Raw genomic sequence first — 26,227 nt, forward strand, 5'->3', positions numbered from 1 at the left:
CCCCGAAGGGGCGGCACGGGCCGGGTGCCGGGAGGCCGAGGTCTCAGAACGCGATCCGCACCTTCAGGGCCGAGCGGTCGTCCATTGCGCGGTAGCCGTCCGGAACGCCGTCCAGGCCGACGGTGCGGTCGAAGACCAGGCCCGGCTCGATGGCGCCCGAGAGCACGTCCGGCAGCAGCTCGGGGATGTACGCGCGGGCCGGGGCGACACCGCCGTTCAGCGAGACGTTTCGGCCGAACATCTGACCGATGTCGACGCCCGCGCTGCCGCCGTGCGGCACCCCGACGTAGCCCACCGCGCCGCCGTCCCGGGTGATCGAGATGGCCGTCCGCATCGACTCCTCGGTACCGACCGCCTCCAGCACCGCGTGCGCGCCCTGGCCGCCGGTCAGCTCCTTCACCGCCTCGACCGCGGCCTCGCCGCGCTCCGCCACCACGTCCGTCGCACCGAAGCGACGGGCCAGCTCGGTACGGGCCGCGTGCCGGCCCAGCGCGATGATCCGGCCCGCGCCCAGCCGGTGCGCCGCCAGCACCCCGCACAGGCCCACCGCGCCGTCGCCGACCACCGCGACCGTCGCACCCGGCCGCACCCGCGCGGAGACCGCCGCGTGGTGCCCGGTCGACATCACGTCGGACAGCGCCAGCAGCCCGGGCAGCAGCTTCTCGTCGCCCGCCGCCTCCTTCGGCAGCTTCACCAGCGTCCCGTCCGCGAACGGCACCCGCACCGCCTCGCCCTGGCCGCCGTCCGAACCGACCTGCCCCCAGAACCCGCCGTGCGGACAGGAGGTCTGCAGCCCTTCGAGACAGAAGTCACACGTCCCGTCCGACCAGACGAACGGCGCCACCACCAGGTCGCCCCTGGCGAAGCCGCGCACCTCGGCGCCGACCTCCTCGACCACGCCCAGGAACTCGTGCCCGATCCGCTGCCCGGCCACCCGCTGCGCCACGCCGCGGTAGGCCCACAGGTCGCTGCCGCAGATGCAGGCGTTCACCACCCGGAGCAGCACGTCCGCCGGATGCTGGATCACCGGGTCCGGGACCTCTTCGATCCGGATGTCGTTGGGGCCGTGAATCACGGTGGCACGCATGCGCTGTTCCTTAGCTGAAAGATCTCGACCAGGTGTACGACACCCCCGTCGACCACTCTATTCCGGCCGGTCGGTCGCAACATTCCGGCCGGAGCCCCCCGCCCCGCCCCTTATCCTGTTGGACCATGCAACCGATCCAGCCCGAGACCTACGGAGTGCCGCGGACCGCGCCGGTCCCCGCGCAGCGCTCCGCCGTCCCCACCGGGGGCTTCGCGGTCGTCGACGTCGAGACCACCGGTCTCGGCCGCTCGGACCGCGTCATCTCGGCGGGCGTCTACCAGCTGGACGCGGACGGCGACGTCGTCGACCACTGGTACACCCTGGTCAACCCCCAGCGGGACCCGGGCCCGGTCTGGATCCACGGCCTCACCGCCGAGCTGCTCGCCACCGCCCCGACCTTCCCGCAGATCGCCGACGAGCTCGCCGCCCGTCTGCGGGACCGCGTCCTGGTCGCGCACAACGCGCTCTTCGACTGGAACATGATCTCCCGCGAGTTCTCCCGGGCCGGCCTGCGCGCCCCGGTCGAGCAGCGGCTGTGCACCATGGTCCTCTCCCGCGACCTGCGCCTGCCGCTGCCCAACGGCAAGCTGTCCTCGCTCGCCGCCCACTTCGGCGTCCAGCAGCGCCACGCCCACAACGCCCTGGACGACGCCCGGGTGCTCGCCGAGGCCTTCCGCCCCAGCCTGCGCCTCGCCCGCGACGGCGGCGTGCCGCTGCCGCTCCAGAACTGCGTCGCGGTCACCGACCTCGGCGAGGAGGAGCCGGCCGCCCCGGGCCGCAGCACCTGGACCGGCGCCACGTACCGCCAGGCCAAGAAGCGCCCGCCCTGCCCGTACCCCAACCCGGGGCGCTGGGAGGACGGCAAGCCCCTGGTCCAGGGCATGCGGGTGGCCGTCACCGGCGACACCGCCACCGACCGCGAGGTCCTGGAGGACCGCGCGGTCGAGGCCGGTCTGCACATCGCCACCTCGGTGAGCCGCCTCACCAGCCTGCTGGTCACCAACGAGCCGGACAGCTGGAGCGGCAAGGCCCGCCGGGCCCGCGAGCTCGGCACCCCCGTCGTCGGCGAGGACGCCTTCCTCCAGCTGCTGCGCGAGGTCGCCCCGCACCCCGGTGCGTGAGCCGTTTGTGAGGTCGGCGTACCGTTCCCATGTGTACCGTTTTCTGCTGACCCGACAGTGGCTGATCACCATGCTGGTCGCGCTGCTGCTGATCCCCGCGACGATCAAGCTGGGCTTCTGGCAGCTGCACCGCCACGAGGCACGGGTGGCCCGGAACGAGCTGATCGGTCAGGCCCTCACCGCCGCGCCGGTCCCCTTCGACACCCTGTCGCCGACCCCCGGCTTCGCGGTCCCCAAGGACCTCACCTGGCGCGCGGCGACCGCCACCGGACAGTACGACCCGGCACACGAGTTCGTGGTCCGCAAGCGGACCGACTCCAACGGCAGCATCGGCTACTTCGTGGTGACCCCGTTCCGGCTCGCCGACGGCAAGGGCACCGTCCTGGTCAACCGCGGCTGGGTCGCCTCCGGCGACGGCGCCATCGAGTACCCGCCCGTCCCGGCCGCCCCCACCGGCGATGTCTCCCTCACCGGCCGCCTGCGCGCCGAGGAGACGTACGGCGCCAGCGGCATCAAGGACCGCACCGGCCTGCCCGACCGCCAGTTCAACCTGATCAACACCGACGAGCAGGCCAAGCGGACCGGCGCCCCGCTCCTCGGCGGCTACCTCGAACTCACCGGCACCACCCCCGCCCCGGCCGACCAGCCCCAGCTGATCCCCGAGCCCAACCACTCCGACATCGGCCCGCACATGGCCTACGCCATCCAGTGGTGGCTGTTCACCGCGATGATCCCGGTCGGCGTCTGGGTCCTCGCCCGCCGCGAGGCCAAGGACCGCGCCAAACAGGCCGCCGAAGCCGAGGTCCCGCTCGACGCCGTCCCCGCCTAGAGCACGTCGCCTGGCGCACATCGCCCAGAGCACGTCGCCCAGAGCAGGTCGCCTAAAGCACGTCGTCCAGCTCCCGCAGCAGCCGCGCCTTCGCCCGCGCCCCCACCACCGACCGCACCGGCTGCCCGCCCCGGAACACCATCAGCGTCGGCATCGACAGCACCCCGTACGCCGCCTGCGTCCGCGGATTGTGGTCCACGTCCACGCTCACCACCCGCAGCCGGTGCCCCTCCTCCCGCGCGATGTCCGCCAGCACCGGCGCCATCATCCGGCACGGCGGGCACCAGTCCGCCGTGAAGTCCACCAGCACCGGCCCCTCGGCCCCCAGCACCTCAGCGGCGAACGTCTCGTCCGTCACCGCCGGCACACCCGTGATCTCCACCGTCTACTCCTTCACCAGTTCGCAAACAGGCGGCTCCTGAACGGCGGCCAGCTCGTCCCGCGCCCTCACGGCCCGATCGAACTGCCCCGCCACCTGGGCCCGCACGTCCTGGAGCCGGGCGATGCACTCGTCCAGCTCCCCCAACTTCCGCCGGTACACCTCCAGAGAGGCCGGACAGGAGTCCCCCTCCGGGTGCCCCGCCCGCAGGCACTCCACGAACGGCCTGGTCTCCTCCAGCCCGAACCCGAAGTCCTGCAACATCCGGATCTCCCGCAGCAACCGCAGATCCCCCTCGTCGTACGCCCGGTACCCGTTGCCCGCCCGCCGGGCCGGCAACAACCCCAACTGCTCGTAGTACCGCAACGCCCGCGTGGTCGTCCCCGCCCGCTCCGCCAACTCCCCGATCCGCACGCCGAACCACTCCTCCCGCACTTCCGGCAACGACCGTAAACCTTCCCCCCGGCGTCAACGCCAGCCCCGACCCGTCCCCACTCCCCGACCGGGCAAGATGTCCCCCATGGATCTCGGACTGAAGGACAAGGCCTACATCGTCACCGGCGCCACCCGGGGCCTCGGCCTCGCCGGCGCCCGCGAACTCGCCGCCGACGGCGCCCGGGTGCTCATCAGCGGCCGCACCCGGCAAGCCGTCGACAACGCCGTCGCCGAACTCGAAACTCTCGGAACCGCCCGGGGCCTCGTCGCCGACAACGCCTCCCCCGACACCCCCGAGCGCCTCATCGCCGAGGCCCGGCACCACTTCGGTCGTCTCGACGGCATCCTGATCAGCGTCGGCGGCCCCCAGGCCGGCCCCGTCGAGACCACCCCCGAGGACGCGTGGCGCGACGCCTTCGAGTCCGTCTTCCTCGGTGCCCTCCGGCTCGCCCGCGCCACCGCCGCCGCGCTCACCGACGGCGGTGTGATCGCCTTCGTGCTCTCCAGCTCGGTCCGCCAGCCGATTCCCGGTCTGGGCATCTCCAACGGCCTGCGTCCGGGTCTCGCCATGGCCGCCAAGGCCCTCGCCGACGAGCTCGGCCCCCGCGGCATCCGCGTGGTCGGTCTGCTCCCGGCCCGGATCGACACCGACCGGGTCCGCGAGCTCGACGGCCTCGCCGACGACCCCGACGCCGCCCGCGCCCGGGCCAGCGCCGCCATCCCGCTGGGCCGCTACGGCACCCCCGAGGAGTTCGGCAAGGTCGCCGCGTTCCTGCTCTCCCCCGCCGCCTCCTACCTGACCGGCGTCATGATCCCCGTCGACGGCGGCGCCCTCCGCACCCTCTGACTCCCGCCTCCACTCTCGATCGCTCGGCCCTGACCGTTCCTGGACTACTCCACCCGCGACCGGCTCCGCCCCCGCCGCCCCCGTCGGCCACGTCCGTGCCGCGGCTCGGCGGGGGCCGCCTGCAGGACCCTGATCCGCAGATCGGCCGGCAGCGCCGCCAGCCGCAGGCTCCCGCAGGCGTCCGTCCGAGGCCCGTCCTCGAAGTGCTCCACCAGCGCGGCCGGATCCCCGCCCGGCCGCAACCGCACCGCACCGCGCAGCTGCGGATGCCTCGGCGCCCGCACCAACCGCACCCCGGCCCGCTCGACCTGTGGCAGCACCACCGTCCGGTTCTCCAACGCCTCCTCCAGTGCCCGCGCACCGACCCGCAGTCGAAGCCCGCCCGCCCCCGGCGTCGGCACCTCGATGCTCGACAGCCCCGTGCGCCTCAGCTGCGCCACCAGCCACCACACCATCCCCGCCACCAGCACGGTCAGTCCGCCGATCACCGTCGGCCACCACCACGCCGACGCCACCCACTGCCCCCGCGAACGCGCGCTGACCACCGGCTGGTCGGGCGAGGTGAGCGGCCACCAGTCCGGTGGATGCACGCCCAGCCTCCGGTACAGGTCGAGCCCGCCCGCCAGCACCAGCACCCCGACCCCCAGCAGTACCGCCCCCACCACCCCCAGCAGCACCCGGTTGACGACCGTCCGCCTCACCCCGCCACCCCCGCACCGCCGGCCGTTCCGGCTCCCGTACCGGCACCGGGGTCACCGGCACCCGGGTCCGACCCTCCGGCCGGTTCCTCCCCCACCACACGCGCGGTCCCCCGCGCCGCCCGCACGTCCAGCCGCATCGGCCGTCCCAGCCCCACGCGTCCCAGCTCGTCCCGCAACTGCCGCTGCACCAACGCCGGCTCCGCCGTCCCCGCCAACGAGATCCGGATCCGCCGCCGCCCGACCCGGATCCGCAGGTGGTCGATCCCGTCCAGTCCGGCCGCCCGGTCCGTCAGCAGGTGCCCGACCCCGGCCCGGTCGATGGCCGCGCTCGTCCCCCCGTACGGCCGCAGTACGAGCCAGCGCCGCAATCCGGGCGCGACGGCCAGCCACAGCAGCCACCCGCCGAGCAGGGTCGCCGCTCCGGCCCCCACCAGGACCGCCAGGTCGTCGAGGTGCCGCGTCGCCAGCTCGTCCGCGATCTGCGCCCGCCACCGCCGGGCCGGCTGCCCCACCCGCACCGCGATCACGTCGTACAGCAGCGCCCCCGCCACCACCAGCACCGCCGTCGCCACCAGCGCCGCCGCAGCCGTACGGGGCGCCCGCGGCCGTCGCACCTTGTCCGCCCGAAGCTCCGATGCCGCCCCCTGCACCTCCTCCGGTCCCTGCGCCCCCTCCGCCTCAGGGGCCTGCGCGCTCACGAAGCGCCCCCCCGTCACCAACTTCTCGACCACGACGACCACTTCCGAGACCCTGACCCCGGTCAGCCCCGCCACCCGCTCGGCGATCCGCGCCCGCACCGCCCCGGCCAGCGTCGCGACGTCCGAGGGGAACGGCAGCTCAAGAGCCACCCGGACCCGCACCGTGCTCCCCGGTACGGTCACCGAGACGTGCGGCGGCGCCCCCTTCGCCCGCCCGGCGGGCCAGGCCTCGGCCAGCACCTCCCGGGTGGCCCGAGCCGCGATCCCGGCGTACACCCGGTCGGCGATCCGAAGCCGACCCCGACGCCCTGGCACGGACCCGGCCCCCGAAGCCGACCCCGACCCCGACCCCGAAACAGAACCCGAACCCGAACCGTGACCGGGCCCCGAGCCCGACCCGGAACGGGAGACCACGACCGGAACCGACACGGGGCCCGTCATCAGCGGCGCCGGTCGCGGCCGCGGAGCAGGTCCCCGAGGTCGCCCAGCTCGATGTCGCCCTCCAGCAGGCGTCCGATCACGAAGCCGACCAGCCCGAGCACGGCCACCAGCAGGAAGGCCGCGAACCCGCCGAAGTACCCGGCGAAGCCGAGGGCCATGCCCACCACCAGGCCGACGATGGCCAGGTTCATCCGCTACTCCCTCGTTTCCCGCTACTCCGTCGGGCCCGACGCCCCCGGCCTGCCGCCGAACGCGCTACTTGAGCTTCGGCCGCTGCCCGGACGGCGCCACCGGCTCCTCTTCCTCCTCGAACTCCGGTTCGTCCGGGAGGTGGACGTCGTTGACCGCGATGTTGACCTCGACGACCTCCAGGCCGGTCATCCGTTCGACCGCGTTGACGATGTTCTCCCGCACCTGGCGGGCGAGTTCGGGAATGACCACGCCGTACTCGACCACCAGGGCGATGTCGATCGCGGTCTGCTTCTCGCCGACCTCGGCCTTGATGCCCCGCCCGACGCTGGGCTTGCCGCCGGGCACCCGGTCCCGCATCGCGCCGAAGGTCCGGGCCAGGCCGGACCCGAGCGCGTGGATTCCGGCGACCTCGCGGGCCGCCATGCCGGCGATCTTCTCCACCACGCCGACGGCCAGCGCGGTGCGGCCGCGCTCCCCCACCGGCTTGGCACCGCCGCCGGCACCCGGCGGACCGGGGTTCGGGGCGCTGCCACCACCGGTGTGCTTGTGCATGGTCGCGGGCGTCGGAGTGTCAGGCATGGGCGCTTCTCCCGTCGTACGGCACCAGCTATATCGCAAACCTCCCCAACTCTGGCATTTCGCCACGGTCCCCGCCCCCCGAGCGTCGGCAGCCCACCCCGACGCCCGCCCCTGCGCGAGAGATTCCGTCCCCCACGCGGGAGGCCCACCGGGAGACCCACCCGGGAGACCCGCGCGAAAGACCCCGCACAGGAGAAAAGGGCCCGGCCCCGGGGAAGTCCCCCGGGGCCGGGCCCTGCGCCGTCGCCGTTCGGTCAGTCGCCGATCCCGGCGAGCTCCCGCAGTCGGCGGGCCTGCGCCGCCCGTTCGGCCGAACGCTGCTCGTCGAAGGAGCGCCCGGCGGCCCCCTGCAGCAGGGCCTTGGTCTCGATCACCGCCCCGCGCGGAGCGGCCAGCAGGGCCGCCGCGAGGTCGCGGGCGGCCGCCTCCAGGTCCTCGCCCGACACGGCGAGGTTGGCCAGCCCGATCGCGGCGGCCTCCTCGGCACCCACCCAGCGGCCGGTCGCGCAGATCTCCAGTGCCCGCGCGTAGCCGACGAGCTCGGTGAGCGGCTTGGTGCCGGCCAGGTCCGGAACGAGGCCCAGCGAGGTCTCCTTCATCGCGAACTGGACGTCCTCGGCGACCACCCGCAGGTCGCAGCCGAGGGCCAGCTGGAAGCCCGCGCCGACGGCGTGGCCCTGGACCGCCGCGATGGAGATCAGGTCCGGACGGCGCCACCAGGTGAAGGCCTCCTGGTACGAGGCGATGGCGTCGTCCAGCTCACGGTCGGTGGAGGCGGCGAGCTGGAGGAAGGTGGGCTCGCCCGGGATGCCCTCGGGGGTGAACATGGCCCGGTCCAGCCCGGCGGAGAAGGAGACCCCCTCCGCGCGCAGCAGCACCACCCGGACGCTGCCGGGCAGCTCGCGGCCGGCCTCGGTGAGGGCGCGCCAGAGCGCGGGCGACTGGGCATTGCGCCGCTTGGGTCGGCACAGGGTGACGACGGCGAGTTCGCCCTCGATCTCCAGGCGGACGCCGTCCCGCTCCCAGCTCGGGGCCTGCGGGTCGATGGCGGGAGCGGTCATGCGGGGACCTCCGGTGGCGAGGGACTTGGCTACCGGAGAGTAACAAAACTCGACGCGCCTGGGCAGGGGCCCCGACCCGGAGAGATCGACGGGGCCTGCGGCACTCCGCGACGCCCCGCGAGGCGCGAATGCGAGGCAAGGCGAGGCGAAGGGCGAAAGGGAAATGAACGGTATTGAAGAATGGGGGAAGGACCTCACCCCGGACATGACGATCGGCGGCCGGCCCGCACGGCTCGAGGGCGGACGCCCAGCTGACGGTCAGCTGTCGTCTCCTCGGCCGGCACCCTGCCGCCGCGTCATCCAGCCACTGGCTGACGAACCGTCAGGAACCGGCCCCGGCAGTCGCCTTGTTCTTGCCCCGCGTGGCACCGCCGCGGCCCCGGAGAATCACTCCGGACTCGCTCAGCATCCGGTGCACAAAGCCGTACGAACGACCGGTCTCCTCCGCGAGAGCGCGAATGCTCGCCCCGGAGTCGTACTTCTTCTTGAGATCGGCCGCGAGCTTCTCACGCGCGGCACCGGTCACCCGGCTGCCCTTTTTCAGAGTCTCGGCCACCCGTGCCTCCTCGTAGCGTTGCTCGGTCAGATTCCCATGATCACCCATCCACCGCGTCCTGGCCACCCATTCGACAAGGTCGATGTCGGAAATGCGTGGTCCTTCGGTGGTGATCCGAGCGCATCAGGGCGCTCACGCAGAGTGCACGCCCCCTGGCGGATCCGGCCGTTCGCCGAGAAAGGGCTGATCAGCAACGTCGGCCCGACCACGATCGAGTGGCGGGCCGACGGAAAGTCCTTAAACGGAATCCGGGTCTACTTCATTCCCGGACACGCCGAAAGGACTAGATATTCTCATCCGAAAAGCGGATCTCGCGTCTACTTCCGGTCAGGCCAAGGAGACCAGATCGGCGTAGGACGGGTTCCAGAGGTCCTCCACGCCGTCCGGCAGCAGGATGATCCGCTCCGGGTCGAGCGCCTCGACCGCGCCCTCGTCGTGGGTGACCAGCACGACCGCGCCGGAGAACTCGCGCAGCGCGCCCAGGATCTCCTCGCGGCTGGCCGGGTCGAGGTTGTTGGTGGGCTCGTCGAGCAGCAGCACGTTGGCGGAGGAGACCACCAGGGTGGCCAGCGCCAGACGGGTCTTCTCACCGCCGGAGAGCACCCCGGCCGGCTTGTCGACGTCGTCGCCGGAGAACAGGAAGGAACCGAGGATCTTGCGGATCTGCACCAGGTCGGTGTCGGGCGCGGCCGAGCGCATGTTCTCCAGCACGCTGCGGTCCGGGTCGAGCGTCTCGTGCTCCTGGGCGTAGTAGCCGATCTTCAGGCCGTGGCCCGGGATCACCTCGCCGGTGTCCGGTTGCTCCACCCCGGCCAGCATCCGCAGCAGGGTGGTCTTGCCGGCGCCGTTGAAGCCCAGCACGACGACCCGGGAACCGCGGTCGATCGCCAGGTCGACGTCGGTGAAGATCTCCAGCGAGCCGTAGGACTTGGACAGGCCGCTGGCGGTCAGCGGGGTCTTGCCGCAGGGGGCCGGCTCCGGGAAGCGCAGCTTGGCGACCTTGTCGTTCACCCGGACCTGCTCCAGCCCGGAGAGCAGCTTGTCGGCGCGGCGGGCCATGTTCTGCGCGGCCACCGTCTTGGTCGCCTTGGCCCGCATCTTGTCGGCCTGGGCGTTGAGGGTCGCGGCCTTCTTCTCGGCGTTGGCCCGCTCGCGCTTGCGGCGCTTCTCGTCGTCCTCGCGCTGCTGCTGGTACTGCTTCCAGCCCATGTTGTAGACGTCGATGCAGGAGCGGTTCGCGTCCAGGTAGAAGACCTTGTTGACGACCGTCTCGACCAGGTCGACATCGTGCGAGATGACGATGAAGCCGCCCTTGTAGGTCTTCAGGAAGTCCCGCAGCCAGACGATCGAGTCCGCGTCCAGGTGGTTGGTGGGCTCGTCGAGGAGCAGCACGTCGGAGTCCGAGAAGAGGATCCGGGCCAGCTCGACCCGGCGGCGCTGACCGCCGGAGAGGGTGTGCAGCGGCTGGCCGAGGATGCGGTCCGGCAGGCCCAGCGCGGCGGCGATGGTGGCGGCCTCGGCCTCGGCGGCGTACCCGCCCTTGGTGAGGAACTCGGTCTCCAGCCGGGCGTACTTCTTCATCGCGTTGTCCCGGGTGGCGCCCTTGCCGTTGGCCATCCGCTCCTCGTTCTCGCGCATCTTCTTCAGCACGGTGTCGAGGCCGCGGGCGGAGAGGATGCGGTCCTTGGCGAGGACCTCCAGGTCACCGGTGCGCGGGTCCTGCGGGAGGTAGCCGACCTCGCCCGAACGGGTGACGGTACCGGCGGCGGGCAGGCCCTCGCCCGCCAGCACCTTGGTGAGCGTGGTCTTGCCGGCGCCGTTGCGGCCGACCAGACCGATCCGGTCGCCGGCGGCGACCTTGAAGTTCGCGGACTCGATCAGGATCCGGGCACCGGCACGCAGTTCGAGGGCGTTGGCGGAAATCATGGCTGAGAGCTGCTCCTGGGACGTGGGCGGGCGGCCGGGCAGGACTGACCCGGGGCCGGGTTGGCGTGAGGGGGACTTCATCGGCGGTCGGCGCGGCCCTCCTGGCGCCGCCGCCCGCTATTGCCCGGAGAAAATAGCCATGGCGGCAAGTCTACCGGGCCCCGTGTCACCCTCGGAGGCGTACCGGCCCGGGGTATCCGGCGGCCTGCCGCCCGCCGGTTCCGGGGCCGAAGGCCGTCGTCCGCGGGTCGTCCCCGCTACTGCGGCTGCGCGCCCGACCGGTCCCCCGCGGGCGCTCCGGTGGCCGCCTGGGCGTCCGGCACCGTACCGGTGGCCACTGGGGCGTCCGGCGCGGTACCGGTGGCCGACGGGTCGCCGGCGGCCGGGTTGGCCGGCAGGTCGCCCACAGCCGGGTTCACCGACGGGTCCGCAGCGCAGCCGCCCTGCGGACGGACCGCCGCGAACGGCGCGTCCACGCTGCCGCAGGCCGTCTCGGGCGCGGCCGCCTTGGTGTCGAACACCTTGGGCGGGACGATCGGGCCGTCGGTGATCTCCACCCGGCTGCGGTCCAGCACCTTGACCGTGGCGGTCGGACCGGCGTTCATCGACCAGCCGTTGCTGTCCAGCCGGTAGCCGGTGATGCCGCCGGAGACGGCCTGCCCGCTGCTGTTGCTGCAGGTGCGCGGGATGAGCACGGCGTAGTCGGTGTGGACGGCGCGCAGCGGGTCGTAGACGCAGTTGCCGGAGGGCTTGTCGTTGTAGCGCAGGTCGCCGTCGGCGTCGCGCAGGCCCATGGTCAGGTTCGGGGTGACCAGGGCCAGCCAGGGCGAGCCGTCCCGCTGGACGGTGTGCAGCGCGGCCGCGGCCCGCTGCTTGGCGAGCGCCTTGCGCTGGGCGTCGGTCCGCTTGTCGGCGCCGGGCTCGCCGTCGCCGTGCAGCCAGTCGGCCAGGCCCGGCACCGCGCGGTGCCAGCGCACCTCGTGGTCGCCCGGGCGCACCGAGGTGACCATGCCGTCGTCCCAGACCACGATCGCGTTGTCGCCGGCCATCGCCAGGTAGAGCGCCTCGGCGCCCTCGCGGCGGTAGGACCAGGCCTGCTCGCCGGTCCGCTTGTGGAAGGCCTCCAGGCCGGGGCCCACCCGCAGGTCGAGGTCGGCCGAGCTGAGCGACTCGGAGTTCACCGGCGTCGCCCCCGCGTCGCCCGGTCCCGCGACCCGGTCGCCGAACGGCACCGGCTTGTTCGCGTGCGCCGCCGCTCCGGCCGCAAGGACCAGCACCACCGCCGAGGCAGGCAGGATCGAGCGGGGGGTCAGTACACGCAGCGGCTTCCAGGACACGGCCGGAGCGTACCTTTCACCGGGCACGCGAGTCAGCCCGGTTCCGCCGTCGCCGTGTCCCGCCGGGCGCCCGCCCGGCCCCGCGCGCCCTTCCCGCACGTCCACCCGCCCACCTGCGCCGTCGGCGTTCCGGCCGCCGCGCCGGGCGTTGCGGAGCGGGCCGCGGGGGCCCGACAGGACCGTTACCAAGCTGATACATGACCGCGGGTCGCCGGTCTTTGCGGCAGACGGCGTTCGATCGGCGCCCACTTTAGGGTGACATTCGGCTTTTTCGTCCCCCTTCGGGCCTACTGTCGGCGAGCGGGGCGCCACGGTCCGTCCACGCCGAGACCGTGCGCCCCGCCCACGCGACGTCCGGAGGAGAGCACCATGCGAATCGGCCGCCTGACGCTGGCCGCCGCCACCCTGCTGCTGATGGCCACGGCCAGCGTCCCGGCCGGGACGCCGTTCAGCCAGACCGAACGGCACACCCTCTCCTCGGACGCCATCGAGCCCCGCGGCGCGGCCCCCCGCCCGCCGGTCCAGCGGCCGAACCACGAGCCGCCGTTCGGTGCCTTCGTCGGTTCCTGGGACGACTACATCCCGCAGATCGGCCGGTACGCGCAGTGGCTGGGCGACGCGAACATGCAGGTCGGCCACACCTATCTGGCGGGCAACGGCTGGAGCGACATCGAGGGCGAGCCGATGGTGCTCGGGCTGTGGTCGCAGTGGCGGCAGGCCGATCCGTCCCGGCTGCTGGTGCTCGGGGTGCCGATGCTGGTGCCCAGCGAGGCGAAGGTGCCGGACGGCGAGGTCGCGGACCTGCTGGCCCAGGGGGCGCGCGGGGACTTCGACGGGCACTTCCTCAAGCTCGCGCGCCGGCTGGTCGCGCTGGGCGGCGCGGACACCGTGCTCACGCTCGGCTGGGAGATGAACGGCACCACCTACACCCACCGCTGCAAGCCCGACCCGGCCGCGTGGAAGACGTACTGGCGGCGGATCGTCAGGGTGATGCGCTCGGTGCCCGGGCAGCGGTTCCGCTTCGACTTCGCCCCCAGCCGGGGCCTGGATGCCGTCCCGTGGACCAAGTGCTACCCCGGTGACGACGTGGTCGACATCATCGGCATGGACAACTACGACCAGCCGGCGGGCGGCACCTTCGACGACTACGTGCGCGAGCCGTACGGCCTCCAGGACCAGGTGGAGTTCGCCGCCAAGCGCGGCAAGCCGGTCTCGTACCCGGAGTGGGGGCTGTTCCGCAACGGCGACAACCCCGAGTTCGTGCAGCGGATGGTCGACTGGATCCGCACCCACGACACCGCCTACCAGACCGTCACCGACTACTGTCCGCACGGCTTCTTCCAGTGCGAGCGCAATCCTCGCTCGGCGGCCACGTTCAAACAGCTGATGTCCGGTTCGAAGGGGGCGCCGACGCCGGCACCGGCGGAGGCACCGGCGCCGACGGCCACCCCGGCGGAGGACGTGCCCGCGGCGCCGGGCCCGCCCGCCGTGCCGGCCGCGCCCGCCGTGCCCGGGGGCAGCACCGCGCCGAGCAGGACGGCGAGCCCGTCGGCCCGTCCGGCGAAGGGCAAGTCGACGGGACGGCCGACGGGCGCGCCGCACGCCCGGCACTGAGCGCTCAGCTGCGGCGGCGGGCCAGCAGCGCTTCCTTGAGCCGGGGGAAGCGGGTGCGCAGCTGGTGCGCCGCCGCCTGCCGGGCCCGCACCGCCCCGGCGCGGACGGCCGCTGCCGGCGCCGCCCCCGCCGGACCGAGCAGCAGCCGGTGGTTGGACAGCTGGTCCGGCCGCCAGCGCTGCTTGTACGGCTCCTGGCCGCGCAGCAGGCCGAGCACCGGGACGCCCGCGCCGACCGTCTCGTCCAACGCCGCGCTGAACAGCAGCCCGGCGATGTCCAGCCGCTCGCGCAGCACCGGGTGCGCCCCGTACATGTACAGGCCGCCGAAGGACGGACAGAGCAGCAGCAGGTTCACCGCGACCAGCTGGCCGTCCAGGTGGAACTGGTGGACGGTGGCCCTGCCGGAGGCGACCAGTCCGGTGGTGGACTCGGTCAGGTGGCTCGCGAACCGCTCGGTGCGGTGCTCGGGCGTGACGCCGCGCGCCTGCCACTGCATGAAGTGCAGCCGCAGCAGCCCGTCCAGCGCCTGCGGCACCTCGGCCGCCGGGGTGGAGCGGACCGTCACCCCGGCCTCGGCGATCTTGCGGAGCTTCACCCGGCTGCGCTGGGCGGTCTTGCCGGGCACCCGCTTGAGCAGCCGGTCCATCGGGACGGCCGGCAGGTACTGGCAGAGCGAGTCCCGGTAGCGGCGGCGGCTGCCGCTCCAGTGCGCGTACACCCGCTGCACCGCCGCCTCGGGGTGCACCTCGCGCAGTTCCAGCCAGTGCCAGGGGCGGGTGAGCGGGAGCGCGGCGGCGAACTCGGCGGCCGCCCGGTCCGCGCACTCGTCGTCGAGCAGGACGTCGGTGTAGTCGACCAGTCCGCCGCCGAGGCCGGTCAGGCCGCCGAACGGTCCGCCGCGGCGCACGAAGGCGCCCGCGCCGACCAGCCGGCCGTCCCGGCGGACCAGCACCACGAGCAGGCTGCCCGGGCGGCCGTAGTGGCGCCACCAGGAGCGCTGCCAGTCAGCGGCCTGGAAGAAGGTGGCGGTCCGGCAGCGGCCGGCCAGGTCGTCCCACTCCTCGGCGAGGACGTCCAGGGCGTCGTCCTCGCCGAGGAGCTCGGTGGTCCAGGCCGGCGCCGTCGCCCGGGCGGGCAGGCTGCTCCTGCGGGTCTCGGTGCTCATCGTCCGCTCCCGGCCGGCGCCTTGGCCCGGGTGGCGGGCCGGTCCTCGACGGCGGGGGCCTGCTGCTCGACGGCGGAGGGCTGTTCCTCCACCGCGGGCGTCCGGTCCTCGGCCGGGGGCTGCTCCGCCGCCGCGGCCCCGGCGCCGGGCTTCCTGCCGGGCTTCCCGACGGTCTTCTTCTCGGCCTTCGTGCTCCCCTTCTTCACGCTCTCGGCCGTCACGCTCCCGGCCGTCACGTTCCCGGCCTTCACGTTCCCGGCCGCCACGCTCCCGGCCTTCACGCTCCCGGCCTTCACCCCTTCGGCCTCGGCACCGGCGTCGGCACCGGGCGCGGAGTCGCCACCGGACTCGGTCCTGGCCTTGGCCGGCTCCTCTCGGCGCGGGCGCGGCGTCGTCGGGACCGCCACCGGCGCGGAGGCGGCGGGGGTCTCCGATCCCTGCGCGGCCTGTGCGGCCTGCGCCGCCTGCGATGCCCGCGCGGCCCGCAGCACCCGCGGCATCTCGGGACTCCCGGCGGCCTCCGGCGTCCCCGCGCCGCCCCGGCGTCGGTTCATCATCACCAGGGCGCCCAGCAGCAGCCCGGCCGCGCCGCCGACCGCGACGTCCAGCTTCCCGGAGGGCGTGGTCGGCCTGTCCGGCGCGGCGGCCGGGGACAGCGTCACCAGCCGGACGTTGGTGTCCTTGCTGCTGGTGTTGGCGAAGGCGACCAGCGAGCGGGCCACCGCGTCGGCGGTCCGGGCGGCCTCCTGGGGGCGCCGCCCGGTGCCGGTGAGCTCGATCATCGGGGCGTCCGGCGAGGTCGTCCCGTGCACCAGGGACTCCAGCTCGGACCGGGTGTGGCCGGTCTCCGCGGCCGCGACCGCGAGCACCTGCGGCTGACCGGCCAGCCGGCCGTACGCCTGGGCGAAGTTGGTGGCGATCGCGGCTTCCCCGGGGTTCTGCGCGACCACGAGGACGTAGGCGTTGGCGGCGTACGACGGCGGCGAGACGACGGCGTACCCGGCGCCGGCCGCGGCGCCCAGCGGTACCGCCAGCACCACCGGCCACCAGCGGCGGACCAGGCGACGGGCGCTTCGGCGCGGTGTGGTCATGGGTCTTGCTCCTTGGGTCTGGTACGGCGGTTCCGGCGGTGGCGGGCGGTCAGACGCGGGCCAGCCGGTCGTAGAGGGCGCCCAGGTCGGCGGCGACCCGGGCGATGTCGTAGTGGCCGACGGCCGGGGGGTGCGGCAGCGGGTCGGCGATGTGCCCGCTGAGCGGCCGCAGGTCGCGCAGCGCGGCGGTGTAGGCGGCGGGCTCGGAGGGGATGCGGCGGGCCTGCGGCGCGGCGCTGGGCGGCAGTTCGTCGAGCGCCGGGCAGGCGCTGTGGCGCACCGGCAGCCCGGCCGCGAGGCCCTCCAGGACGCCGAGGCCGAAGGTCTCCGCGGTGGAGGGGGCGGCCAGCACGTCCAGGGCGGCCAGCAGTTCGGGCACGTCGTCGCGCTCGCCGGTGAGCACCAGTCGCTCCCGCACGCCGAGCTCCTCGGCCCGGCGCTCCAGCGCGGCGCGTTCCGGGCCCTCGCCGACCAGCACCAGCCGGGTGGCCGGGTCGAGCCCGGGCAGCGCCTCGACCAGCACCTCGAAGCGCTTGCCGGGCACCAGCCGGCCCACCCCGCCGACCGCCCAACTCCCCTGCGGCAGACCGATTTCGGCCCGCACCCGACGGCGGGCGGCGGCCCGTTCGGCGGGCGGGAGGCGGTAGCGGGAGGTGTCGATGCCGTTCGGGATCAGCTCGATCCGGGCCGGCGGGACGCCCCAGGAACGCAGTGTCTGGGCGACCTGCCGGGAGACCGCGACGGTGGTGCTGCCGAGCCGTTCGGCCGCCAGGTAGAGGCCCTTGACGCCCCGGGTGACCGGGCGGCCCTCGATCACCCCGGCGTGCAGCGAGTGCTCGGTGGAGACCACCGCGCGCACCCCGGCCAGCCGGGCGGCCAGCCGGCCGTACAGCTGCGCCCGGTAGAGGTGGGTGTGCACCAGGTCGTAGTGGCCGGCCCGGACCAGCCGGACCAGCCGGGGCAGCGCGCCGAGGTCCCGGTTGCCGCGCATGCCGAGGTGGTGGACGGTGACGCCGTCGGAGCGCAGCGCGGCGGCGACCGCGCCCGGGTTGGTCAGGGCGAGCACCTCGCACTGCTGGTGCGCCGGCAGGTGTCGCAGCAGCAGGTGGAGCTGGCGCTCGGCGCCGCCGGCGGCCAGTCCGGTGACGATGTGCAGCACCCTCATGGCCGCGGCTCCCGGCGGGCCTGGCGCAGTTCGGTGACGGCGTCGCGCAGCCGGTGCCGGCCCTGCTTGGCCCGCAGCCGCCAGGCGCCGTCGCGGTCGCCGACGTAGCAGCGGGGCAGGGCGAAGCGGCCGGTGAGCGGGGAGTGCGCGATGGCGCAGGCGTGGTCGTACCCGGCGTCGCGCACCGCCAGGGCGGCGGGCAGGTCGACGGCGCCGTACGGGTAGCAGAACCCGGTGACCGGGCCGCCGACGGCCTCCTCCAGCAGGCGTCGGCTCTCCCGGGCCTGGACGGCGAGGGCCTCGGCGGGCAGGCCGGGCAGCGCCCGGTGGCCGAGGCCGTGCGAGCCGATCTCCCAGCCCGCGGCGGCGAGTTCGGTGACCTCCTGGACGGTGAGCAGCTTCTTGCGCGGGCCCTCGGTGTCCCAGTCGTTGTCCCGGCCGAGCAGGTCGGCGACCACGTACGCGGTGGCGGTGAAGCCGTACGCCCGGAGGATCGGCACCGCGTACCGGGCGAAGTCGGCGTAGCCGTCGTCGAAGGTGAGGCCGACCAGCCTGTCGTCCCGGCCGAGGGCGCGGGCCCGCAGCAGCTCGCGGACGGAGACGCCGCGCCGGCCGCACCGGTGCAGCCAGGCGATCTGTTCGGCGAACCGCTCGGGGCTGACGGTGAGCCGGTAGGGGTCCTCCGTCTCGACCGCCACCGAGTGGTACATCAGGATCCACGGGGAGGCGGAGCCGGGGATCGGCGGTTCGCCGACCGGGTGGCGGCTCCTGGGCAGTCGTGCCCGGTGCGGCGGTGCGCTGCTGACGCCCGCCCGGGCGGAACGGACGGTGCCCCGTTCATTGTCCATCGGGACGCTTCCCTTCTTCGGCGGCGGTTGGCGGGTTCCGGACGGGCCCCAGCGCCCGGGCGACGGCGAGGACCGGGCCGCGCACCTCGCGGGCGCCGAGCCCGGTGCCGAGGGCCGCGAAGGCCAGCACGACGGTGAGGCCCCCGAGGAGGGTCGAGAGCAGGGGGTCGGCGGTCGGTCCGGCGACGGCGGCGCCGAGCACGGCGGCCCCGGCGGCGGCGGCCACCAGCCGGCCGTGGCCGCCGAGCACCCGGCGCAGCCGCAGCGGGATGCCCCGCAGCACCAGGCCGTGCAGCAGCAGGGCGGCGGCGGCGGTGATGCCGGCCGCGTTGCCGGCGGCCAGCCCCAGGGCGCCGAAGCGGGGTGTGGCGAGCAGGCCGGTGGCGACGGTGACGCCGAGGCCGAGCACCATCGCGGCGGCCGGGTACCAGTCCAGCAGCCGGCGGCGGCCGTCCTCGCTGCCCGGGTCGTCGGCCCGGCGGACCACCGGGCGCAGCGAGAAGTAGGGGCGGATCATCACGCCGGTCAGTGCCTGGGCGGGCAGGCCGAAGCTGTACACCCGGATCACGTCGGCGGTGGCGGCGGTGTCGTGCGGGCCGAAGGCGCCGCGTTCGAACAGCAGCGAGACCGCCGAGGGGGCGCAGGCCATCAGGAAGGCGGTGCCGAGCAGGACGACGGCCGCCGCCTGGCCGAGGTCCTTCTCCACCCGGTCGCGGGCGGCGGTGAGGTCCCCGGCGGCGAGCGCCCGGGCGACCAGCGGGAAGGTGACGGTGCAGATCAGGAGACCCGCCGTCATGGCGAGCTGGGAGACCTTGGCGGCGTAGTTGAGGTGCGAGATGGTGCCGGGCGGCAGCGCCGAGCCGAGGTAGCGCTCGACGAAGACCTGCGACTGGCGGGTGAGGGTGAAGGCGGCCACCGGCAGCAGGGCCAGCGGCATCAGCACCAGGGCCCGGCGCGAGCGGCGGCCGCGGCCGGTGTCGGGCGGGCCCTGGCGCAGCCGACGCAGGAAGGGGCCGACCAGCAGACCGACCATCAGCAGGCTGCCGGCCGCGACGCCGAGGGCGGCGGAGCGCACCCCGAGGTAGGCGTGGAGGCAGAGCAGGACGGCGAGGATGCCGAGGTTGTAGGCGACGTAGATGCCGGCCGGGGCGGGGAAGCGGTGGTGGGCGCGCAGCGCGGCGGCCAGGTAGCCGGCCACGCCGAAGGGCAGCACGGTGATCGCGGTGATCCGGGTGCAGGTGACGGCCAGGGCGGGGTCGGTGAGGCCGGGGGCGAGCAGGTCGACCAGTTCCGGGGCGCCCAGGACGACGGCCAGGGCGAGGCCGCCGAGCGCGATCAGCAGCCAGGGCAGGGTGGCGCGGACCAGTTGGCGGACCGGGTCGGGGGCGTCCGGGTCCTCCTCGCGCAGCACCAGGGCGAGGGCGAAGGCCGGCACCATGAGGAAGGACATGGCGTCCTCGATCAGCAGCGGTGCGGCGGTCTCGGGGACGGTCCAGGCGACCAGGAAGGCGTCGGTGCCCTGGTTGGCGCCGAAGTAGCGGGCCAGCAGGAGGTCACGCAGCAGGCCGAGGCCGGAGCCGGCGGCGCTGAGGACGGCGGTGATGCCGAAGGCCTTGGCGAGGAAGCCGCGCCGGGGGGCCGGGTGGGGCTCGGCGGGCGGGTCCTCGCCGGTGGCGCCGCGGGGGGCCGGGAGGGAGGGGACGACGGCGGCGGGCGGGTCGGTGGTCACCGGGCCGCTCCGGTGGCCACCGGGCCGGTGGCGGGACGTTCGGGTCGGTGGGCGGCCGCGCGGGCGGCGAGGCCGAGGACGACGGAGGTCAGCACGGTGGTGGCGCCGCCGATGTCCGCGTACAGGAAGTCGACCAGCACCCAGGTGAGCAGGGCGAGTGCGGCGAGCCCGGGGCCGTGGCGGTGGCGCAGGCAGCCGGTCAGCAGGGCGAGGAAGAGCGCGGCGTAGGCGGTGATGCCGATCAGGCCCTGCTCGCTGAGCACCAGGAGGTACATGTTGTGCGGGGAGAGCAGCGGTTCGCGCTGGAAGCCGATGGTGGCGTCGGCGGCGTCGCTGCCGGAGGACAGCCGCAGCGGGGCGTGGCTGTCGCGCAGTTGCTGGAAGGCCTTGGGTCCGGCGCCGTGCACGGGGTGGTCCTGCCAGATCCGTCCGGCGGTGGACCACAGGTCGTACCGGTCGGAGACGGACTGGTCGGGGGCGGCGGAGACGGTGCCGATCGAGCTGAGCCGCTTGGTGACGCCGGAGCCGCCGAGGCCGAGGCCGCCGACCAGGACGACCGCGGCGGCCAGGCCGAGGACCGCGGCGCGCACCAGCAGCCGGGCGTCGACGCGCAGCAGCAGCACGGTGGCGGCGAGGCCGGTGGCGATCCAGCTGCCGCGGCTGAAGGAGACGGCGAGCGGGAGGGCGAGGAAGGCGGCGGCGGCGAACATGGCGCGGCGCAGCCGGGCGTTGCCGTCGGGGCCGCGCTCGGCGAGGCCGAGCGCGAGGGCGGCGAGCAGCCCGTAGCTGACCACGCTGGACATCGCCATGATGTCGAGGGCGCCGAAGGTGCCGACGGCCCGGATCGGCTGGCCGGTGTAGGAGGCGCCGGTGTGGGTGAGGTACTGCTTGGCGCCGACCGCGCCCTGGATCAGTGCGGCGAGCACGAAGGAGCCGAGGACCAGGCGCTGGTCGGTGCGGTCGCGCAGGGAGCAGAGGACGGCGGCGGGGACCAGGACGAACACCTGGGTGAGGCGGACGAAGCCGGTGGCGCTCGCGGCGGGGTCGATCGAGCCGACGGTGGCGACGGCGGCGGCGACCACGACCGCGCCGAACAGGGCGCAGGCGGTGCGGCTGATCGCGGGCAGGCGTCCGCGCAGCAGGTCGAGCGCGGTGAGGGCGACCAGGGCCAGCGAGGCGAGGTCGGCGGCGGTGATGTGGAAGGCGGCGGCGACGTCCTTCTGCCCGGTGGGCACGCAGACCAGCAGGACGGTGGCGGCGGCCAGCGGGCTGGTGCGCTGCGCGAGCGCGGGCAGGGCCCCGCGTAAGACCGTGCGGTGGAGGGCGGGGAGGGTCAGGGCCACGCGGGGTCAGCTCCCGTCCGGGTGGAGCATCAGGGCCGCCGTGCGGCACAGGATCTTGACGTCCTGCCAGAGGCTCCAGCTCTCGATGTAGCGGTTGTCGAAGCGGGCCCGGTCCTCGATGGAGGTGTCCCCGCGCAGACCGTTGACCTGGGCCAGGCCGGTGAGGCCGACCGGGACCCGGTGGCGGTCGGCGTACTCGGGGTAGGCCTGGCCGAACCTCATGACGAAGTACGGCCGTTCGGGACGCGGGCCGACCAGGCTCATGTCGCCGCGCAGGACGTTCCACAGCTGGGGCAGCTCGTCCAGCGAGCTCTTGCGCAGCAGCCGGCCGACGGTGCCCATCCGGTGGTCCTGGGAGATGTTCCAGCGGGTGGCGGACTCGTGCTCGTTGCTCGGGCGCAGGGTGCGGAACTTGAGGACGGTGAAGACCCTGCCGTCCAGGCCGGTGCGCTGCTGGCGGAAGAGCACGCCGGGGCCGGTGTCGAAGCGGACGGCGAGCGCGCAGAGCACCAGGACGGGGGCGAGCAGCAGCAGGCCGACGGTGGCGGCGGTGACGTCCAGGGCGCGCTTGACGGCCCAGCCGGGGCGGCGGCGCGCGGGGCGGCCGACCCGCAGACAGGGGAAGCCCCACAGGTGGTCGCCGCCGGTGACCGGGGTGGCGGGCAGCGATCCGTACTCGCGCAGCGCGGGCACCAGCCAGACCTGGCAGCCGAGCCGGGCGGCGTCGCGCAGGGTGGCGGCGGTCTCGGCCTCGTCGGCGGCGCCGGCGGTGGCGACCACCTGCTGGACGCCGTGCCGGCGCACTTCGCGTTCCAGTGCCTCGCGGCCGCCGAGGACGGGCAGGTCGGTGCCGCCGGGCAGCAGCGGCGGGTCGGCGTCGAGGAAGCCGACCGGGCGCATCCCGTACTCGCCGTGCTCGCGCAGGGCGGTGGCGACCCGGCGGCCGAGCCGGCCGGCGCCGAGCACCAGGACGGGGCTGGGGCGGCTGCGGCGGATCCGCCGGACCAGGTGGTAGAGGACGGCGCGGCCGAGCGCGGCGATCAGCAGCTGGGCGCCGAGCAGGACGGTGAGCCGGGCGGGGCTGGCCGGGCCGCAGTCGGGCCAGCGGCCGTCGAGGCAGCCGGACAGGGTGACGGCGAAGGCGGTGGCGACCACGGCCCGGGCGGTGAGGGCGGGCAGTTCGTCCAGGACGGAGAGGGTGAGCCGGGAGCGGTAGAGGCCGCCGGCCAGGTTGAGCAGGAGCAGCAGGGGCAGGACGGCGGGGACGCCGAGCAGGGGGTCGAGCGGGGCGGCGGGGTCGACGGCGTGGTTGGCGATGCCGCCGGCGGAGCACAGCGCGATGATGTCGGCCTGGACCAGGGCGAGCGACAGGGCCAGCCGGGAGCGGACCGCCCCGCGGGGCCGGCGCGGCGACGTGACCACCCCAGGGCGCGCCGCTCCCGCCGGCCGGTCGAGCAGCCCGGTACCGGGCCGGCGGGGACCGGAGAGGGGCCCTCCCGAGCGCGGCACACTGTCGTGGTCAATGGTCATCAGCGCACGATCTCCCCTGCTGTGTGCCCGGGGTGACGGTGCCCCGGCACCGGCTGGCGCGGGGCTGCCGTCCCGGCCCGGTGGGCGCGGTCCTGACAGCGCCTGCTGCCGCTGGCGGCTTCCGGATGTCCGGTGGCGGGGCCGATTGCGAAGGAACCGGTCACGAAGGAGTCGGTCGCACGGAGCTCAGCCGTGAATTCCCGGCATGAAATCTGAACGAAGCAGGCAAAATCCGACAATACAGAACCGGGCGGTACGGAGCGGAAGTTGACTTGCCGATTCATTCCAGCCGCCCATTAATAGGTATTTCGGATTTAATGCCTCGCCTCCGCATCCAATCGAGGGTGCGAATACGACAACACCGGAAACGGCGGGCATTCACGGCATGTGAAACGATCAGATCCGCTCCGGGACACGGGCCCGGCGCCGCCCCGACGCCGGTCCCGCACCCAGCAGGTGACGGTAGAGAACGTCCACCTGTTCGACCACGGTGCGCACGTCGTGCCGACCGATCACGTGATCGCGCAACCGGACACCGCGTCGCTCGCATTCGATCGAATCGGACAGTGCGTCCCCCATTCGGGCGGCGAGGGCCCGCGCGTCCTCGGGCGGGACCACCGCCCGCGCGAGCTCGGACGGCGGCAGGCACTCCCGGGCACCGGGCACATCGGTCAGCAGCACCGGACGGGCGGCCGCCATCGCCTCCAGCGGGGCCAGCGCCATCCCCTCCCAGCGCGAGGGCAGCACCACCAGGTCGGCCGCCGCCAGCCACGGACGCGGATCCGGCACGTCCCCGACCAGCCGGATCCGGGCGGGCTCGGCGGTCTGCCGGACCAGCTCCGCCACCCGCTGCTCCTCCGGCCCGCCGCCGACCAGCGCCAGCCGGGCCCGCGGCACCCGGCGCAGCACCTCCGGCCAGGCGGCCAGCAGCACGTCCTGGCCCTTCTGCCGGCACAGCCGCCCGACGCACACCGCGAGCGGGGCGTCCAGGTCCAGACCGAGCGCGATCCGGGCGGCGCGGCGGTCGGCGGGCGCGTAGTGGCGCACGTCCACGCCGTTGGGCACCACCGCCCAGTCGGCGTGCACCCCCGCCGCCACACCGTCGGCCCGCTCCTGGACGCTGACGCACAGCACCCGGTGCGCCCAGCGGGTCGCGAACCGCTCCCAGCGCAGGGTGGCGGCGCCCAGCGCGCCGTCGACGGCGGCGAACGACCAGGCGTGCGGCTGGAAGACGGTCGGCACCGCGCCGCGCACCGCGAGCCGGCCCGCCAGCCCGGCCTTGGCGCTGTGCAGGTGGACCACGTCGGGCGCCGCCGCCCGGACGATCCGGCGCAGCCGCCAGGCCTCGGCGGGGGTGCCCGGGCCGGGCGAGCGCCGCGCGGGCCAGTCCTGGACCAGCGCGCCCACCGCGGCGGCCTCCCCGGCCAGCCGCCCGCCGCGCGGGCAGGCGACCATGACCCGGTGACCGGCCTCCCGCTGGCCCCTGACCAGATCGGCGACGACGCGGGCGACCCCGCCGTCCACCGGCTGTGAAATGTGAAGGATCGTCATATGCACGGCGGCGAGCCTAGGGTGGCCCGCCGGTTCCGGGCGGCCCTCGTCACCCGCAGGTGGCGGTTCGGCCACCCGTACGGCTTTCGGCTCGTACGGGAGACCGAAGCGCTCGAATCGGCAGGCGATTCGAGCGCTTCGATGGATCCACGCGCGCGAATCGCGCGGTTGGCGATTCCGGCGGGGCCCGGCGGCTGCGGCGGCCCTCGGCGGACATCAGCGGGCCTCGGCGGCCGCAGTGGTTCTCGGAGGTTCCGGTGGACCCTGAGCGGGCTCAGGGTCAGCGGACCTCGGCGGCCAGGTTGGCCAGCACCTGGTCGTGGATCCGGTTCAGGCCCTTCGGGGCGAAGGTGCGCTCGAAGAAGCCGCCGATGCCGGTCGCGCCCTGCCAGGTGGCGGTCACGGTGACCTTGGAGCGGCCCTCGCCGACGGCCGAGACCGTCCAGGTGATCACCATGCTGGAGTTGGCGTCCTTCTCCACCAGCTGGTCGGGCTCGGGCGCGGAGACGGTGAAGAGGCAGTCGCGCACCCGCTTCTCGGTGGCCTGCAGCCGCCAGTGCACCTGGGTGCCGGCACCGGTGCCGCCGACCCGCACCTCGTACTCGCTGTACTGCGCGGGCAGCAGCTTCGGGCGGGTCACCTGGTAGTCGGCCAGCGCCTCGTACACCCGCTCGGGGGCCGCGTCGTAGACCCGCTCCGTGGTGGCCTGCACCTGTCCCATGACCTTGCTCTCCTCATCCGGTGGGAACCGCTCTGTCCGGCAAGCCAATCACAGGCTCACGCCCGCGACGCGGCGGGATAGGGTGGCCGGTGTGCTCGATCTGGTGACTGCCGTGCGCTACGTCGATCCACTGCGGGCCGGCGGCTCCGTCCCCGGCGTGGTGGAGACCGACGACCTGGGAACGTACGTGGTCAAGTTCACCGGGGCCGCGCAGGGCCGCAAGGCGCTGATCGCCGAGGTGATCGTGGGCGAGCTGGCCCGGCGGCTGGGCCTGCGGGTGCCGGAACTGCGGCTGGTGGACTTCGACCCGGCCGTCGCCGCCGAGGAGCCGGACACCGAGATCCAGGACATGCTCAAGGCCAGCGCCGGCCTCAACCTCGGGATGGACCTGCTGCCCGGCGCGCGGGACTTCACGCCGGGGATGATCGCGGTGGACTCCGCCGAGGCCGGCCGCGTGGTCTGGCTGGACGCCCTGACCGGCAACGTCGACCGCACCGTGCACAACCCCAACCTGGTGGTCTGGCACGGGCGGCTCTGGCTGATCGACAACGGCGCCGCACTGATCTTCCACCACCGCTGGGCGGGGGCCGGGGCGGCGGTCGGCAAGCGGTACGACCTCAGCGCCCACGCGCTCGGCGGCTCGGCCCCGGACGTCCGGCTGGCCGACGAGGAGCTCGGGCCGCTGGTCACCGTGCCGCTGCTGGAGGAGGTCGTGGCGCTGGTCCCGGACGAGTGGCTGGCCGGCGAGCCCGGCTTCGACTCGGTGGACGCCGTGCGGCACGCCTACGTCACGCACCTCGCCGCCCGGGTGGTGCTCTCCGAGGAGTGGCTGCCGGAGGGCTTCGCCACGCCCGAGCAGCTGCGCGAGGCGGAACGACGGCGGGCGGCCCGGACCAGGGCGGGGCGGCCGGCCTGGCTCCAGGAGGTGCCGGACCTGCACGGCAAGCCGTCGGTGGAGACGGTCTGGGAGCACCACTTCGACGAGGAGCGGTAGTTCTTCGTCGGGTCGGGCGCGGGACGACCTCGGCCGGTGCTCCGGCACTCCGGCGCCGCGGTGCCCCGGTGCTCGAATGCGACCGAACGGCGACCTAACGGCGATCACCCGCGACCGGCCGGTGCGCGAACGCGGCCGGGGGGGGGGGGGGGGCGGCCCCCCCCCCCCCCCCCCCCCCCCCCCCCCCTCCCCCCTCCCCCCCCCCCCCCCCCCCCCCCCCCCCTCCCTTCGGCCTCGCCCACCGGGACTACCTCCTCGTCCTCGGCCACGGCGGCCGGTGCGGGGGG

25 protein-coding genes are annotated in these 26,227 nt (G+C 74.6%); 5 read left to right on the forward strand and 20 right to left on the reverse strand.

Annotated features, from left to right (window positions below):
- Nucleotides 1-43 precede the first annotated feature (43 nt).
- A complete protein-coding gene (locus ACFVGO_RS15225; protein WP_359903293.1) occupies nt 44-1,087 on the reverse strand; it encodes a zinc-dependent alcohol dehydrogenase family protein in 1,044 nt (347 codons plus the stop codon).
- A 125-nt stretch (nt 1,088-1,212) separates the two neighbouring features.
- Between ACFVGO_RS15225 and ACFVGO_RS15230 the strand changes: the two genes are divergently transcribed.
- Nucleotides 1,213-2,208 (forward strand): DEDDh family exonuclease, encoded by a 996-nt coding sequence (locus tag ACFVGO_RS15230; RefSeq protein ID WP_359903296.1) that lies wholly within the window; start codon nt 1,213-1,215, stop codon nt 2,206-2,208.
- Nucleotides 2,209-2,239: 31 nt separating this feature from the next.
- Entirely contained in the window at nt 2,240-3,037 is a 798-nt protein-coding gene (locus ACFVGO_RS15235) for an SURF1 family protein (RefSeq protein WP_380632122.1), read from the forward strand.
- 52 nt (nt 3,038-3,089) lie between these two features.
- Here the strand turns inward: ACFVGO_RS15235 and trxA are convergent, their stop codons facing one another.
- Together trxA and ACFVGO_RS15245 are read right to left on the reverse strand one after the other, a co-directional pair.
- Complete coding sequence (gene trxA, locus ACFVGO_RS15240) at nt 3,090-3,419, reverse strand: thioredoxin (RefSeq protein WP_359903302.1); 330 nt, start codon at nt 3,417-3,419, stop codon at nt 3,090-3,092.
- 3 nt (nt 3,420-3,422) lie between these two features.
- The gene (locus tag ACFVGO_RS15245) at nt 3,423-3,830 is read right to left on the reverse strand and encodes a MerR family transcriptional regulator (RefSeq protein WP_359903456.1); all 408 of its coding nucleotides are present in this window, start codon (nt 3,828-3,830) and stop codon (nt 3,423-3,425) included.
- Between the two features lie 106 nt (nt 3,831-3,936).
- Here ACFVGO_RS15245 and ACFVGO_RS15250 point away from each other — a divergent pair, with 106 nt between their 5' ends.
- The gene (locus ACFVGO_RS15250; RefSeq protein WP_380632124.1) at nt 3,937-4,698 is read left to right on the forward strand and encodes an SDR family oxidoreductase; all 762 of its coding nucleotides are present in this window, start codon (nt 3,937-3,939) and stop codon (nt 4,696-4,698) included.
- A gap of 44 nt (nt 4,699-4,742) precedes the next feature.
- Here the strand turns inward: ACFVGO_RS15250 and ACFVGO_RS15255 are convergent, their stop codons facing one another.
- From ACFVGO_RS15255 to ACFVGO_RS15290, 8 genes are all read right to left on the reverse strand, one after another.
- Nucleotides 4,743-5,399 carry an alkaline shock response membrane anchor protein AmaP gene (locus tag ACFVGO_RS15255; RefSeq protein ID WP_359903308.1) on the reverse strand — a complete coding sequence of 219 codons (657 nt, stop codon included), beginning with the start codon at nt 5,397-5,399 and terminating at the stop codon, nt 4,743-4,745.
- Complete coding sequence (locus tag ACFVGO_RS15260) at nt 5,396-6,412, reverse strand: DUF6286 domain-containing protein (protein ID WP_380632126.1); 1,017 nt, start codon at nt 6,410-6,412, stop codon at nt 5,396-5,398. The genes ACFVGO_RS15255 and ACFVGO_RS15260 overlap by 4 nt, the downstream gene beginning before the upstream one ends.
- Before the next feature lie 125 nt (nt 6,413-6,537).
- A complete protein-coding gene (locus ACFVGO_RS15265; RefSeq protein WP_359903317.1) occupies nt 6,538-6,729 on the reverse strand; it encodes a hypothetical protein in 192 nt (63 codons plus the stop codon).
- Nucleotides 6,730-6,793: 64 nt separating this feature from the next.
- Nucleotides 6,794-7,282: an Asp23/Gls24 family envelope stress response protein gene (locus ACFVGO_RS15270; protein ID WP_359903459.1), complete on the reverse strand. Its 489-nt coding sequence runs from the start codon at nt 7,280-7,282 to the stop codon at nt 6,794-6,796.
- A gap of 281 nt (nt 7,283-7,563) precedes the next feature.
- On the reverse strand, nt 7,564-8,370 hold the full coding sequence (locus ACFVGO_RS15275) for an enoyl-CoA hydratase/isomerase family protein (RefSeq protein WP_380632128.1): 807 nt from the start codon (nt 8,368-8,370) through the stop codon (nt 7,564-7,566).
- 322 nt (nt 8,371-8,692) lie between these two features.
- Nucleotides 8,693-8,926, reverse strand: coding sequence for a helix-turn-helix domain-containing protein (locus ACFVGO_RS15280; RefSeq protein ID WP_030059940.1), 234 nt, complete (start codon nt 8,924-8,926; stop codon nt 8,693-8,695).
- Nucleotides 8,927-9,253: 327 nt separating this feature from the next.
- Nucleotides 9,254-10,852 (reverse strand): ABC-F family ATP-binding cassette domain-containing protein, encoded by a 1,599-nt coding sequence (locus ACFVGO_RS15285; protein WP_359903323.1) that lies wholly within the window; start codon nt 10,850-10,852, stop codon nt 9,254-9,256.
- A gap of 257 nt (nt 10,853-11,109) precedes the next feature.
- Nucleotides 11,110-12,189, reverse strand: coding sequence for a hypothetical protein (locus ACFVGO_RS15290; protein WP_380632131.1), 1,080 nt, complete (start codon nt 12,187-12,189; stop codon nt 11,110-11,112).
- A gap of 369 nt (nt 12,190-12,558) precedes the next feature.
- Here ACFVGO_RS15290 and ACFVGO_RS15295 point away from each other — a divergent pair, with 369 nt between their 5' ends.
- A complete protein-coding gene (locus ACFVGO_RS15295) occupies nt 12,559-13,803 on the forward strand; it encodes a glycoside hydrolase family 26 protein (RefSeq protein ID WP_380632133.1) in 1,245 nt (414 codons plus the stop codon).
- 4 nt (nt 13,804-13,807) lie between these two features.
- Here the strand turns inward: ACFVGO_RS15295 and ACFVGO_RS15300 are convergent, their stop codons facing one another.
- The 9 genes from ACFVGO_RS15300 to ACFVGO_RS15340 all read right to left on the reverse strand — a co-directional run bounded on the left by ACFVGO_RS15300 (nt 13,808) and on the right by ACFVGO_RS15340 (nt 24,946).
- On the reverse strand, nt 13,808-14,968 hold the full coding sequence (locus ACFVGO_RS15300) for a GNAT family N-acetyltransferase (RefSeq protein ID WP_380632134.1): 1,161 nt from the start codon (nt 14,966-14,968) through the stop codon (nt 13,808-13,810).
- On the reverse strand, nt 14,965-16,059 hold the full coding sequence (locus ACFVGO_RS15305; protein ID WP_380632135.1) for a Wzz/FepE/Etk N-terminal domain-containing protein: 1,095 nt from the start codon (nt 16,057-16,059) through the stop codon (nt 14,965-14,967). The genes ACFVGO_RS15300 and ACFVGO_RS15305 overlap by 4 nt, the downstream gene beginning before the upstream one ends.
- Nucleotides 16,060-16,108: 49 nt before the next feature.
- On the reverse strand, nt 16,109-17,224 hold the full coding sequence (locus ACFVGO_RS15310) for a glycosyltransferase (protein WP_380545321.1): 1,116 nt from the start codon (nt 17,222-17,224) through the stop codon (nt 16,109-16,111).
- Nucleotides 17,221-18,072, reverse strand: coding sequence for a polysaccharide deacetylase family protein (locus ACFVGO_RS15315; RefSeq protein WP_380353163.1), 852 nt, complete (start codon nt 18,070-18,072; stop codon nt 17,221-17,223). The genes ACFVGO_RS15310 and ACFVGO_RS15315 overlap by 4 nt, the downstream gene beginning before the upstream one ends.
- On the reverse strand, nt 18,062-19,801 hold the full coding sequence (locus tag ACFVGO_RS15320) for a lipid II flippase MurJ (protein WP_380632136.1): 1,740 nt from the start codon (nt 19,799-19,801) through the stop codon (nt 18,062-18,064). The genes ACFVGO_RS15315 and ACFVGO_RS15320 overlap by 11 nt, the downstream gene beginning before the upstream one ends.
- Nucleotides 19,798-21,144 (reverse strand): O-antigen ligase family protein, encoded by a 1,347-nt coding sequence (locus ACFVGO_RS15325; protein ID WP_380632137.1) that lies wholly within the window; start codon nt 21,142-21,144, stop codon nt 19,798-19,800. Before ACFVGO_RS15325 ends, ACFVGO_RS15320 begins: the two co-directional genes overlap by 4 nt.
- Nucleotides 21,145-21,150: 6 nt before the next feature.
- On the reverse strand, nt 21,151-22,674 hold the full coding sequence (locus tag ACFVGO_RS15330; protein ID WP_359903348.1) for a sugar transferase: 1,524 nt from the start codon (nt 22,672-22,674) through the stop codon (nt 21,151-21,153).
- A gap of 396 nt (nt 22,675-23,070) precedes the next feature.
- Nucleotides 23,071-24,225, reverse strand: coding sequence for a glycosyltransferase (locus tag ACFVGO_RS15335; RefSeq protein ID WP_359903350.1), 1,155 nt, complete (start codon nt 24,223-24,225; stop codon nt 23,071-23,073).
- A gap of 280 nt (nt 24,226-24,505) precedes the next feature.
- A complete protein-coding gene (locus tag ACFVGO_RS15340) occupies nt 24,506-24,946 on the reverse strand; it encodes an SRPBCC family protein (protein ID WP_359903353.1) in 441 nt (146 codons plus the stop codon).
- A 91-nt stretch (nt 24,947-25,037) separates the two neighbouring features.
- On the opposite strand from ACFVGO_RS15340, the gene ACFVGO_RS15345 reads away from it, so the two are divergent.
- Nucleotides 25,038-25,940 (forward strand): HipA family kinase, encoded by a 903-nt coding sequence (locus ACFVGO_RS15345; RefSeq protein ID WP_359903356.1) that lies wholly within the window; start codon nt 25,038-25,040, stop codon nt 25,938-25,940.
- Nucleotides 25,941-26,227 lie beyond the last annotated feature (287 nt).

The sequence above is a fragment of the Kitasatospora sp. NPDC057738 genome (assembly GCF_042798815.1).
Classification (GTDB): domain Bacteria; phylum Actinomycetota; class Actinomycetes; order Streptomycetales; family Streptomycetaceae; genus Kitasatospora; species Kitasatospora lactacystinica.